This window comes from Cohaesibacter marisflavi, from assembly GCF_963665895.2.
GTDB classification, from domain to species: Bacteria; Pseudomonadota; Alphaproteobacteria; order Rhizobiales; family Cohaesibacteraceae; genus Cohaesibacter; species Cohaesibacter marisflavi.
On record NZ_OY762534.1, the window covers coordinates 1,018,811 to 1,031,385 of the forward strand.

Annotated in this window: 12 protein-coding genes; 11 read left to right on the top strand and 1 reads right to left on the bottom strand. The window is 54.0% G+C overall.

Annotation, left to right across the window (positions count from 1 at the left end):
- Positions 1-9: 9 nt before the first annotated feature.
- The 11 genes from ACKPCT_RS05810 to ACKPCT_RS05860 all read left to right on the top strand — a co-directional run bounded on the left by ACKPCT_RS05810 (position 10) and on the right by ACKPCT_RS05860 (position 11,193).
- Positions 10-2,064, top strand: coding sequence for a TonB-dependent receptor domain-containing protein (locus ACKPCT_RS05810; RefSeq protein ID WP_319568650.1), 2,055 nt, complete (start codon positions 10-12; stop codon positions 2,062-2,064).
- A gap of 115 nt (positions 2,065-2,179) precedes the next feature.
- A complete protein-coding gene (locus tag ACKPCT_RS05815) occupies positions 2,180-3,832 on the top strand; it encodes an alpha/beta hydrolase-fold protein (protein WP_319568651.1) in 1,653 nt (550 codons plus the stop codon).
- 164 nt (positions 3,833-3,996) lie between these two features.
- Positions 3,997-4,914 (top strand): siderophore ABC transporter substrate-binding protein, encoded by a 918-nt coding sequence (locus ACKPCT_RS05820; protein WP_090073625.1) that lies wholly within the window; start codon positions 3,997-3,999, stop codon positions 4,912-4,914.
- Positions 4,915-4,997: 83 nt separating this feature from the next.
- Complete coding sequence (locus ACKPCT_RS05825; RefSeq protein ID WP_210186771.1) at positions 4,998-5,981, top strand: ABC transporter permease; 984 nt, start codon at positions 4,998-5,000, stop codon at positions 5,979-5,981.
- The gene (locus ACKPCT_RS05830) at positions 5,981-6,937 is read left to right on the top strand and encodes an iron chelate uptake ABC transporter family permease subunit (RefSeq protein WP_319568652.1); all 957 of its coding nucleotides are present in this window, start codon (positions 5,981-5,983) and stop codon (positions 6,935-6,937) included. The genes ACKPCT_RS05825 and ACKPCT_RS05830 overlap by 1 nt, the downstream gene beginning before the upstream one ends.
- A complete protein-coding gene (locus tag ACKPCT_RS05835; RefSeq protein WP_319568653.1) occupies positions 6,934-7,692 on the top strand; it encodes an iron ABC transporter ATP-binding protein in 759 nt (252 codons plus the stop codon). Before ACKPCT_RS05830 ends, ACKPCT_RS05835 begins: the two co-directional genes overlap by 4 nt.
- 255 nt (positions 7,693-7,947) lie before the next feature.
- Positions 7,948-8,391 (top strand): hypothetical protein, encoded by a 444-nt coding sequence (locus tag ACKPCT_RS05840; protein WP_319568654.1) that lies wholly within the window; start codon positions 7,948-7,950, stop codon positions 8,389-8,391.
- Positions 8,392-8,453: 62 nt separating this feature from the next.
- Positions 8,454-9,305, top strand: coding sequence for a MotA/TolQ/ExbB proton channel family protein (locus ACKPCT_RS05845; RefSeq protein WP_319568655.1), 852 nt, complete (start codon positions 8,454-8,456; stop codon positions 9,303-9,305).
- Positions 9,295-9,681 carry an ExbD/TolR family protein gene (locus ACKPCT_RS05850; RefSeq protein WP_319568656.1) on the top strand — a complete coding sequence of 129 codons (387 nt, stop codon included), beginning with the start codon at positions 9,295-9,297 and terminating at the stop codon, positions 9,679-9,681. Before ACKPCT_RS05845 ends, ACKPCT_RS05850 begins: the two co-directional genes overlap by 11 nt.
- Positions 9,682-9,718: 37 nt before the next feature.
- Positions 9,719-10,177, top strand: a complete 459-nt coding sequence (locus tag ACKPCT_RS05855; RefSeq protein ID WP_319568657.1) for an ExbD/TolR family protein — start codon at positions 9,719-9,721, stop codon at positions 10,175-10,177.
- Positions 10,177-11,193 carry an energy transducer TonB gene (locus ACKPCT_RS05860; RefSeq protein WP_319568658.1) on the top strand — a complete coding sequence of 339 codons (1,017 nt, stop codon included), beginning with the start codon at positions 10,177-10,179 and terminating at the stop codon, positions 11,191-11,193. Before ACKPCT_RS05855 ends, ACKPCT_RS05860 begins: the two co-directional genes overlap by 1 nt.
- A gap of 58 nt (positions 11,194-11,251) precedes the next feature.
- Here the strand turns inward: ACKPCT_RS05860 and ACKPCT_RS05865 are convergent, their stop codons facing one another.
- Positions 11,252-12,499, bottom strand: coding sequence for a Gfo/Idh/MocA family protein (locus ACKPCT_RS05865; RefSeq protein WP_319568659.1), 1,248 nt, complete (start codon positions 12,497-12,499; stop codon positions 11,252-11,254).
- Positions 12,500-12,575: the final 76 nt, after the last annotated feature.

Consider the following 12,575-nt stretch of genomic DNA (forward strand, 5'->3'; position numbering starts at 1 on the left):
TGTTTTCCAATGACTTCTTATGCGTTCAATAGAATAACCAACAACAAGGACCAAAAGACCCGTCACACTGTTTTGGGCCTGACCAGCCCGACCCTCGTGCTGGCATCGCTTCTGACCACCACAGCTCTAGCCCAAGCTCAGGAGATAACCGAAGAAGACATGCTCAACGCCATTGTCGTGACTGCGGCAGGGTCCGAGACGGATGTTACCAATGCACCGGCCAGCGTTAGTGTTGTCACTTCTGAAGACATTGAAAAACTGCCCGCTCAGGATGCCCGTGCGCTTCTTGGCGATGTGCCCGGTATTACCTTCAACTATTCGGGCAACCAGAAGAAGGTTCAGATTCGCGGCCTCAGCGAGCGCTACACCCTGTTTCTGATTGATGGCAAGCGAGTCAATTCTGCGCCCAACGTGTTCCGCGGCAATGATTATGATTCCGGCTGGGTGCCCGTTGAGGCGATCGAACGGATTGAGGTCGTTCGCGGCGCCATGTCCTCACTCTACGGGTCGGATGCCATTGGCGGTGTTGTCAATATCATCACCAAGAGAGCGCAGAATGAATGGCATGGCTCTCTAACCACAGAAGTGACCGTGCAGGAAAACCGCAAGTCGGGTGACTATGGGCGCGGGTCCTTCTCCCTGTCCGGGCCGCTTGTCAAAGACAAGCTGTTCTTGAAAACCTTCGGTAGCTATGATGTGCGCGTGGCTGATGATGATGATCTGAACCCCGGCCTCCAGCGTGATGGTACGCCTCTTCCTGGATTTTCCGAAAGCGACGACAAATTCATTGATGGCACAGCAACCTGGTTGATCAATGACAGTCATGAAATGGACTTCAATCTGGGCTTCTCCAGCCGCAAGCAGGATGAAACCACGCTGGAGCGCAAATCGGTAGGCGTTACCCATCGCGGTGAATATGATTTCGGCTCGTCGGAAGTGAAGGTATATGGAGACCAGATCCACAATGATTATGGGCATGGCAACCGCACGGGAGAAATGCAGCCCAACACCGCCTATAACTTCAATGCCGACGGCAAGGTCAACACCGAGGTTGATCTGATCGTTCCGCATAAGCTGACCGTTGGTGCTTCCTACAAATATCAGGAGATCAATGATGACTATGTCCTGATGGGGGCCGGTGGAACGGAGTCTTCGGTTTGGCAAGGTGCGCTGTTCCTTGAAGATCAGGCCATGATCACCGACCGGTTCGAAATGACGTTCGGCACACGCTTTGACAATCATGAGAAATTCGGCTGGAATGTCAGTCCTCGTCTTTATGGCGTTTTCAACCTGACGGATGAGCTGACCCTCAAAGGCGGTTGGTCTTCGTCCTTTAAGGCGCCAACGCTGCTGGAAAACAGCCCCAACTGGTATCAGGTTTCCTGTGGTGGCGGATGTTATATGATCGGTAGTGAAGATCTTGATCCGGAGATCGGTTCCAGCTTCGAAGCCGGAGTGTCCTATGATCGCGATCTCTTCTCGGTAGGGCTGACAGCCTTTCATAACGAGATCAAAGACATGATCCCCTTCCCGCCTGCGCGGACATCTGACACGGTGGCCGCTCTGGGGTATGCCAACTATGTCGGCCTTGCGGCTGATGGCAGCCCGATGTTTACCTATGAGAATATCGATGAAGCCCGCACCATGGGGGTAGAGGCGAGTTTCTCACTGCGTCCGCGTGATGATGTGACAATCACCGCCAACTATACCTATCTGGATGCCAAGGCTATTAGCGGAGTGAAGCGCCCTCTTGCCTATCAGCCAGAGCATACGGTGAATGTAGGCGTGGATTGGCTGGCGACGGATCAATTAACGCTGAGCGCCAAGGCGAACTATACCGGAGAGCAATATACCTATGTGCCTAGCGATGGGGACATGAGCGGGGCTTCCAAGGTGGATGGATATTTCACCGCAGATCTGACGGGAGCCTATGAGGTGAATGATAATTTCACCTTGAAAGCCGGTGTTCTCAATGTTGCTGACAAGCAGGTCTATCGGGATGTCTCGGATGATTTCAACGTGGATGGGCGCAGATACTATTTCTCCGCCAATCTTAAATTCTGATCCTTACCAGAAATGAATTCTGACCCGCCTCTCGCCCGTTTTCGGGCGGGAGGTTTTGGTGCGTTTATCAGCGTTTTCCTGATCTTCTGATGTCCCTACTGGAAAGTTTGCCCAAATGTTCATCCAGTCCCGTTTTATCGCTCAAGCCGTGCGGGCGTTGCTCGTTGTCGGCGTGGGTGTTTTTTCCCAGAGTGTCCATGCCATGTCTCCCGAGGTGATTGAACAAATAGATGCCATCCACGACCCCATTCGTGTTGAGGTGGTCGCCAATAAGCCTGTCGCTATCCATTTGCTTGTTGATTCCGGAGCGTTGGTTGGTGTGTCATTTGAAACGTCTGGCTTGCCATTTGATATCGCTCTTGCGGGGAAAGACGGGACGCATTACCGGCAGTTTCTGGCTCAAGGCGAAGGACGCAAGCATGTGGTGTTCATGATGCCTGACAAGCCTTCCTATCTGGCAGTCTCCAGCTCTGAGGCGGGCTCTCTTGCCATAACGCAGACAAGCATGGTCGCTGAAAAGGACCTGCATGCTCCAAAGCGCAGCTATCAAAGCCCTCGCCTTCGTGTTTTGGCCGAGAAGCTGGAACAGGAGGGGAACACTGATGCCTTTTGGCAGGACATCACCAAAGAAGGCACGCCTATGGTGGAACCGGGCAACAAGGGCGAAACACTGTTGACCTTTCTTGCAAGAGGGGCTGAACGAAATGTCAAAATGCTAGGTGGCCCTGCCAATGATATCTATGCGCTGGAAAGGCTTGGCAACAGCGATGTCTGGTTCCGGACGGTGTCTGTGCCTGCAGGAACTTTGTTCTCCTATCAGTTGGCGAAGGATGTGCCTGATTTTGATGGCTCTAAACGCGCACGCCGTGTGGCGATTCTGGCAAAGGCCAAGGCAGACCCGCTCAATCGCTATCCATGGCCGACTAAGGCACCGGATGCCTACAATCAGTCTTCGACCTTCCGAGCCGGTGGCGGTGCGTTGGAACCATGGTTTGAGGTCGTGTCTGAAGCACAGGGAGCGCTTAGCCATCACCGAATTGCAAGTGTCGAACTGGAGAATGAAAGAGATATCTGGATCTATCGCAGTGCCGGCTTTGATTCATCCGATCCCGATACGCCTTTGCTTTTTGTTTTTGATGGCGAACAGTTTTTGCGCAAAGGGCATCTGGATCGCAGCATTGATGCGCTGGTTGCCGCAGGCAAAATTCCGCCTCTGGCCGCTGTATTCGTTTCTTCTATCGACAATGTGGTGCGCGCGAAAGAACTGCCGGATAATGACGCCTTTGCTGCCTTTATGGCCAAGGATGTCCTTTCCCTGGTGCGTGAAGAGTTAGGCTTTTCTCCGCGGGCCGAGAGAACAATTCTCAGCGGGTCAAGCTTCGGTGGCCTTGGCTCGACAACCATCGCGCTCAAGCATCCTGAAGCCTTTGGCGCGGTGTTGTCGCTTTCGGGGTCCTATTGGTGGTCGGACAAGGGAGCATATTCTGGCGCCAATATGATTGCCCGGCGCGTGGCGACCCATGATCGTGCGCCGGTTCGCTTCTATCTTGCAGCAGGCCTGTTCGAGACCAGCCGTGGCGATGGCTTTGCGAGCATTTTGGAGCCAAACAGGCATCTGCATGATGTGCTCCTTGCTAAAGGCTATAGCGTGGTCCATCAGGAGTTCCCAACGGCGCACGACATGTTTGCCTGGAGAGAGCAGTTGCCTCAAGGGCTGATTGCATTGCTGGGAAGCGTGGATGCCAATGCGCGAGTGGTTGGCAAATAGGCTGTTGATATCTTGAATTTGATATTCAAATTTAAGTCATGAGCCTGTTTTGGTGCTTTTCATTGCCACATCTTGGCCTATGTTGCAAGTGACACTCATGTTTAAGAGGCAATTCTGCCTCTCCCGCCTCCTCTTTTTTTGAAGTGCTTACAAGGGATTGATAGATGACTTCACGACCGTTTCGCCTTGCTTTGGCTTTTTCTGGCCTGCTTGCATTTGTTGCTCCGCAAGCTCTGGCTGAAGACTTGGAAATACCAACGGCACGGGATGCCGTGCACTTTTCCAGCCATCCGAGCTCTGTGGTTGTGATGGATGTTGCCGCTCTGGATACGATTGATGCCTTGGGGGTTGAGCCGGTCGGTGTGCCCGACAAGCTCTATGTTTCCTATCTGGATCATCTGTCGCAATCGGCGGAAGGCGTTGGAAGTCTGTTTGAGCCAAACTACGAGGCCATCAATGCGCTGCAGCCGGATCTGGTTGTCGTTGGTGGTCGCTCCGCCAAGCAGTATGACCAGATGTCGAAAATGGTGCCAACCATCGATATGACGATCTGGGGGACCGACATGGTTGGTCAGGCCAAGGCCCGTCTGGAAGCCTATGGAGCACTGTTTGACAAGGAGCAAAAAGCCAAGGAGCTGGAAGCGGCATTCGATGCCAAGGTTGCCGAGGCGCAAGCCGCTGTTGAGGGCAAAGGCAACGGGCTGATCATTCTGGCCAACGGGCCGAAAATTTCGGCCTATGGTGCAACGGGCCGGTTCGGTTGGTTGCATGATGCGGTTGGCTTGCCTGAAGCCATTGAAAGTGTGGAAGATGCCACTCATGGCGAGGCGGTTTCCTTCGAGTTTATCCGCGACGTCAATCCCGATTGGTTGCTGGTAATTGACCGTTCTGCTGCGATCGGAGCCAGTGGCGCCTCGGCAGATACCACTCTGGACAATGCTCTCGTGCATGAAACCAAGGCATGGAAAGAAGGCCATATTGTCTATCTCGATGCGGCTAATATCTATATCGCCAGCGGCGGCATACAGTCCATGACCCACACGCTTGACGAGGTTATCAAGGCATTTGGCAAGGCTGATTGATCGTGATGACAACAAGGCAGCCTGCATTGCTATGTGTGTTGGCTGCCTTGTTTATCATTGTCATTCAAAGGTGATGAAACATGATCAAGGGTTGGATATTCGCGCTTGCCATTTTGGGGCTCGGAATCGTTTCGAGCCTTTTTGTTGGTGCGATTGATCTGGATGCCGGTCGCTTTTTGCAAACCGGAGAAGGTCTGAATCTGCTTCTGGTCAGTCGTATTCCGCGTACGCTGGCCGTTTTGCTGACCGGTGCGTCGTTGGCTGTTGCCGGTATTATTATGCAGATGATTGTTTCCAACCGATTTGTTGAGCCGATGACGGCGGGCTCCGGCTCGACTGCGGCGCTTGGGCTGTTGCTCATCACCTTTTTGATGCCTCAGGCATCGATATTTCTCAAGATGATTGCTGCCTGCGTTTTTTCGCTTCTGGGTACGATGGTGTTTCTGGCGATGGTGCGCCGCTTGCCTGCGCATCAGCCATTGCTGGTGCCGTTGGTGGGGATAGCCTATGGCGGGGTTGTAAGCGCGCTCGTGACGTTCATCGCCTTCCAGACGGATCTGCTGCAATATCTCCAAACATGGTTCAATGGCGAATTTTCGGGCATCCTTCAGGGGCGCTACGAGCTTTTGTGGTTGACCGGAATATTGATGATTGTGGCCTATCTTGTGGCTGACCAGTTCGCCATTCTCGGACTTGGCCGCAATGTCAGCATCAATCTGGGGCTCAATTACCACCAGATCGTGCGGCTGGGGTTGGTGATTGTATCACTGATTTCAGCGGTGACGGTGGTCACTGTCGGGGTCATTCCGTTTGTCGGGCTGGTCGTGCCCAACATCGTCAGCCGGTGGCTGGGTGATAATTTGCGTAAGACGCTTCCCGTTACAGCCATGATGGGCGCGGGGCTGGTTCTGCTCTCTGATCTCATTGGGCGGATCGTGCGCCATCCCTTCGAAATTCCGGCAGCAACCATTTTTGGATTTGTCGGTGCTGCGCTGTTTTTGTGGCTGCTCTATTTTCCGCCGCGCCGTCCTTCGACAGCTGAAAGCCAGCAGGAGAAAAGCGCCTGATGGTTGAAAGACGCCTGATATATGCGTTTCTGCTGTTTGTGGTCTGCGCCGTTGCCTTTTTGACGATCAACGCTCGGGGTAACTGGGAGTTCGTATTGTGGTTTCGCGGGACCAAGCTTTTGGGTATCTCTCTGGTGGCGATTGCCATTGCGGTCTCTACGGTTTTGTTCCAAACGCTGACGAAGAACCGCATTCTGACGCCCTCCCTTATGGGGTTCGATGCCCTTTATGCACTGCTACAAACCGCGCTGGTCTTCTTTCTAGGCGGCCTCGGCTTTGCGCAATTGGCGCCTCAGGTTTCCTTCTTTACGTCTTTCTTCTTCATGATGCTTGCCTCACTGGCTCTGTTCGGCACTCTGCTCGGGCAATCGCAGCAAGCGCGCGGGGAAGATATGCATCGTCTGTTGTTGACGGGCATTATCTTCGGAGTTCTGTTTCGCTCGGTTACCTCCTTTTTTCAGCGCCTGATTGACCCCAATGATTTCGTGGTTGCTGCCACCTCTTCCATGGCCAGCTTCAACTCCATCAACGGCGATCTGCTTCTGGTAAGCAGTGTGATCATGGCGTTGGGGCTGATTGCTGCCTGGTATTTTCGATTTGATCTGGATGTGTTGGCGCTGGGGCGCGATGCGGCGATCAATCTTGGCATCAATTACAAGCAGCGGGTTTATGTAACGCTTGTTATCATCGCCAGTCTGGTGTCTGTCTCAACCGCACTGGTCGGGCCGGTTGCTTTTTTCGGCCTTCTGGTCAGCAACCTCACCTATCATCTGTTTCCCACCCATAGACATGCCATTATGCTGCCTGCGGCCTCGCTCCTGTCGGCTTGCGTGCTCATCGGGGGGCAAACCATCCTTGAGCAACTTCTCAACTTCTCTACGCCTCTCAGCGTGATTGTCGAGTTTCTGGGAGGTGTGACCTTCCTTCTCCTGATTTTGAAAGGAAGGAGCCGATGATTGACATCCGCTCTATCAGCCATGCTTTGCATGGGCAGACAATTCTCAGTGATATTTCGGTCCAGTTGCCAAAGGGCAAGGTCACAGCGCTGGTTGGCCCCAATGGGGCTGGTAAGTCCACCCTGCTCTCCCTCATCGCTCGCCTGCAGCCCTTGCAAAAAGGCACCATTGAGGTCGACGGGCTGGATGTAACCCAGACACCGAGCAAGCAGCTGGCCAAGACACTCGCTATCCTTACCCAATCCAACCAGTTGGCCTCGCGGTTGACCGTTGCAGATCTCGTTGCCTTTGGCCGCTTCCCGCATCATCAGGGTCGGCCAACGGTTGAGGATAATAAGCTTGTTGATGAAGCCATCGAAAGCCTTGAGCTTGCTTCCATCCGGCATCGCTTCATTGATGAAATATCGGGGGGGCAGCGGCAGAAGGCTTTTGTGGCCATGGCCTATGCGCAGGATACCGATTATTTGCTGCTTGATGAGCCCTTGAACAATCTGGATATGAAAAGCGCCCGCACGCTTATGCAGCGCCTTGGTTCCCTTTCAGCCCAGTCGGGCAAGACCATTGTTGTTGTTCTTCACGAGATCAACTATGCGGCGCTTTATGCAGACTGGATTGTTGGCCTGAAAGACGGGCGCCTGGTGGCCAACGGTGAGACAAAATATTTCCTGACCAACGAAACGATTGAGCAAGTCTTCGACATGCAGGCCGATATTCACGACGTCGGTGAGCATCGCTTTGTCATGCATTATCGCTAAAGCCGGCTTTGATCGCGTGGCGTCTGAGCGATAGAAAATGTCACTTTAGCGCAAGTCTGTTAACTTGAATATTTTACTCATAAATAGATATTCTGACTATTCACGCACATCTCTGCCTGAATCGGTCGAAGGGGTGCGTTTCTTCTTGTCCTGACGCTGTGATGGCTAGGGTTGACCTTCATGCTCGTTTTGAAGAGATCACCAGCTCTGCTGCATTGATGGATGGATGGTTTCTTAAATTTGGGAGCGTATAGAATGCCAATTCGTAAGTCCTTTCTGATTGGATTTTCTTGCCTTTTTCCTCTGCTGCACGCTTCTGCACAGGCAACAGAAGCTGCACCGAATAGCGATAGGGTGATTTCTGTTGAGCTTAACAATGCTCAAGCGCTTGAAGGTGCCTGCCGACTGTCCTTCCTCATCCGCAATGACCTTGGTATGCCCTTGCAGACGATGGGAATAGAGATTGTCATGCTGGATAAAAAGGGATTGGCGCAGGATCTGATGGTTCTGAGTACGGGCGCCTTGAGCGAAGGCAAACGTCGGCTGCGTCAATTTGATTTGCCCGATGTGGACTGCGACGCGCTGAGCGAAATTCTGATCAATGACGTTTCGGACTGTCAGGCAGAGGGCATGACGGCCAGCAGCTGTCTTGCTGCGCTACGCCCCTCTTCCCGCACCAATATCAAGCTGGGGCTGTAGGTCCTTTGGACCCTCAGTCCTTGTTTTTCTAACCTTATATTCTGTTAATCGGAAGTTTCATCATGACTGAAAGTGCAACAGGGTCAGCTTCGGATCTTGCCACGACAATTGCTCAAACCACTCAAACTATGGGGCAATCTTCTGGAGCTAGGCCCGCTATGGATGTGGTTGGTGATGCCGTTGGAAATGCGCCTGCCGACACCTCGAGCAGTTTTGATCTGAATGCCCTATGGGGGCAAATCCACTCCATGATCGACATGGGTGGTCCGGTGGTCATGCTGCTTGCTGTCTTGTCGGTTCTTTCCTTGTCTGTCATTCTCTATAAGCTATGGCAGTTTTCCTTTATCGGTATCGGTCGACACAGCCGGGCACGCAAGGCCATTGGACTTTGGCGTGCTGGGCAACGGGAAGATGCGCTTGCCTTGCTGGATAAAGGCAAGTCCCCTGTCACAATCGTTGTCGCGCACGCCATGCGGGGGCAAGTGAACCATCCGGATAAACAGGCCCTGATACGCGAAGATATCGAACGGGTTGCTTTGCAGTCTCTCTCGCAAACGCGGGTCATGTTGCGGTTTCTTGAAACCGTTGGTCAGATTTCACCCCTTCTGGGTTTGTTCGGCACTGTGATCGGCATGATTGAGGCTTTTCAGCGGCTTCAGGAAGGCGGGGCGACTGTTGATCCGTCGGTGCTGGCGGGTGGCATTTGGGTGGCTCTGCTGACGACTGCAGTGGGTTTGGCTGTGGCCATTCCTGCGAGCTTATTCGCAGACTGGTTCGCTAGCAGGGTTGAGCGCGAACAGAGCGTGATGGAAGAATTGGTAACGGCGGTGCTGACTGGCCAACTGACGGACAAAGCGTCGGCCTATTCTGCAGAGGCGACATCCGGTCAAGGGGGGCTTGGCTATGCGACTTAGTGCGCCACGCAAAAGGCGCTCAATTGTCGGCCTGACGTCTCTTATCGACGTCATTTTTCTGCTGTTGCTGTTCTTCATGCTGTCCTCCACCTTCTCACGTTATAGTCAGCTGGATCTGGGCGTCGCGGGTGTTGGGTCTGGTTCAGGCGGGGAACGGCCCAAGCTGATCATGTCTCTTTCTGATGATAGCGTGCTGCGGCTCAATGGCCGTGTAACGGAGCTTGGCGGTTTGGATGCGGCATTGGAGCCGTTTCTTGCAGAAGGTGTTGAGCGGGCTGTGATTGTGCCAAGGGGCGATGTCACCCTGCAGGAGTTGGTTGCGCTTCTTGAGACCGTCAAGTCGAGCAAACTCAAATCCGTATCTCTGGCGAATTGATTGAAGGAGATCCAGCCTTTGAAGCTGGTTGATCACCATGCGTATGCATAAGGCGAAAGCCCATAAGAAAGTCCTGCCGGACAATACCATACCGCTCATCAACATCGTGTTTCTGATGCTGATCTTCTTTCTTATTGCCGGTACGGTTGCGCCTCCGGTTTCCTCTGAGTTGACGCCACCCAATGCCAGCAAGCTTGAGCAAATGCCCCCTGCTGGCAATGCGGTAGAAATATTGGCTGATGGCACGCTCATTCATCACGGACGCGAGCTGAGCCTTAAAGAGATGTTAGCGCTGTTCCCTGCTGCCGATGCACTGCAACCAGCCAAGGCCAGCAGCGCGAGTGGTGTCGCTCCTACTTCGCCCCAGAGCAATGAAATCCTTCATATACTGGCTGATAAGGCGCTCCCCGCCAAAAAACTGATGACCGTATTGCAGGCCTTTCGTGCTGCGGGGCATCGCAAAATCCGTTTGGTTACCTTGCGTGAGGGAGACTGATGCGCCTATCCGGTTTGTCCCTATTTATCCTGTTATCCCTACTCGTGCATGGTCTCGGTGCATGGCTGTTGCTTGATGCTCCGCAAGAGTTCCGCGAGGAACGGGGCGCTGGCGCGACGGCGCTCGAAGTGGGTAGCCTGTTTAACTCCGTGGCGCAGGATGCTGTGGAGCCGACGCGCGTCGAGGAGGTGTCCGAGAGCCAGAGACCCGTTGATCCTGTCGAGCCTGTTGAACCAAGAGAGGTGGTCACTGAACAAACTCGCCCGGCCGTTGAGCAAATCAGTGCACAAGAGATGGCTGCGGTTACGCCGGACGCTGTTTTGGATAGCCAGCTACAAGATCTGACCGCAAATGATGCGTTGGACAGCCCTGATATCGTCAAGCCCGAGGCGATCGAGCCCGTCGATACGGATGAAGCTGAAGTATTGAAAGACGCATCAGTGGTGGCTCCGCGTCAGATAGTTGAAGAAAGCAAGATTGAGCCAGATCCTGTCAAGACAGTGGAAGCGCGGCCCGTTCAAGCCACAGCCCAGGTTATCGAGCGTTTGCCGCAGCCTAAAGCGCGCCCACCTGCGCCCAAACGGGTAGCCGCCAAGCCCGCTGAAAAGCAACAGAAAGCCCGCAAAGCAACTGTAGCATCTCGCAAGGGTGGTTCTGTTGCCAACAGCAAGGGGCGTGCTGGCGCTACAGGTGGCAACGGGGGCCGAAGCACCACTTCCAACGGCGATGCTCTGACGTCGAACTATAAGGGCAAGGTGCGTTCTGAAGTGGCACGCAAGAAACGCTACCCCAATGCGGCGCGGCGCAGAGGGGAGACCGGAACGGCGGTCATTCGCTTTGTCGTTGCGCGCAACGGGGCCATGTCCGGTTTGCAGTTGGTGCGCTCATCCGGGAGCGACACCCTCGATAAGGCGGCCTTGAAGATGGCGCAAAGAGCCGCCCCCTTCCCCGACATTCCGGCTGGAACGGGAAAAAGTCAGATCAGATTCACGTTGCCCGTGAGTTTCTCCAGATAATAAAATGGGCGACGTCAAAGGGTCTGCGTCGCCCGGAATACTCTATTTCCCTTGATGCTTAGTCAGCGCCCACGCGCGCGACCATTGGCACATAATTTTCCAGCTCCTCTGCCGGGAAGGTGACCGTCCTGCCCTCTTCCGCCGAATAATAAAGTCCCATGAGCATTTGCACCACGGCAACTCCATCTACGAATGTCTCGCTTGGAGTTTCTCCCTTGCGGAAGCATTCTACCATGTGCCGGTTTTCATCGGTGTAGCCATAGATGCCTGCTTCATCTTCCAGCACGGGCATGAGCCCCTGCTCGGCATTTTGCTTTTCGACCAGATCTTCGCCTTCGGCACCCGAGATTTCGCGGGACATGAAGATCTTGAGGCCGGTGGCCAGAGAATTGAATTCCATGGAATATTCCGGTCCAAGCAGTTCCAACTGGATGCGCAGACCTGCGCCCACATAGGCCCATGACGTCGTCGCCTCGATCATCAGGTCGTGGCCCTCTTCATCTTCCAGCGTGATGGTGGCGCGGGCAAAATCTTCCGATGGTCTGTTGCGGTAGTCAACGTCTGGTCCATAGCGCTCGCTCAGCTGCTGGGCATATTGGGGTTGTGTCCATTTTAGGTTGGCCACGGTGCCATTGACCGCCTTGATCTTGAGCGAGCTGCGCGGTTTTGCCGGATCGGTCAGAAGATGGCGCGCAACCTCGACACTGTGGCACATCATGTCATTGAGCACGCCGCCGCCCTGTTTGTCGCCTTGCCAGAACCAGGCTGCGTGGGGGCCGGAATGTTCCTCGGCTGCGCGCGCGAGATAAGGTCGCCCGGCATTGGCCGCTGCGCGCCGCCAGATGATCTCCTTACCGCGCAAGACTGGCGTACAGAAGACCTGATTTTCCAGATAGCCATGATTGAGTTTGGCGTCTTCCGCCAGCCGGAGCATTTCATTTGCCTCACCGATGGTGCGCGCGAGCGGTTTCTCGCAGGCAACGGCAACAATCTTGCTGCGCTTCTCGGTCACGGCTGCATGGATCTGGCGCATGATATCAAGGCGCGTGTGATTAGGCGACAGAATCCAGATGGCGTCGATGCCCTCATCTTCAAGCATGCCGTCCAGCGAAGAAAAGGAGGTGCATGGACCAAGCCCAAGCTCCGCGGCCAGATCGACGATGCGCTGGCGGTTTTCTTCGCTACGGCTATAAACCCCACCTACTTTGACATTACGTACACCGAGCATCGATTTGAGATGAAACTCAGTGATGAAACCACTTCCCACGAGGCCTATCGTCAGAGTGTCTTTGGGTGTCATTGTCATGCGTGTCTTCCCCCTAATTCATATTCAGATACTGGTTCTAATTGGTTTTTGTGTTGATACAGGGACCGAGGCCTGT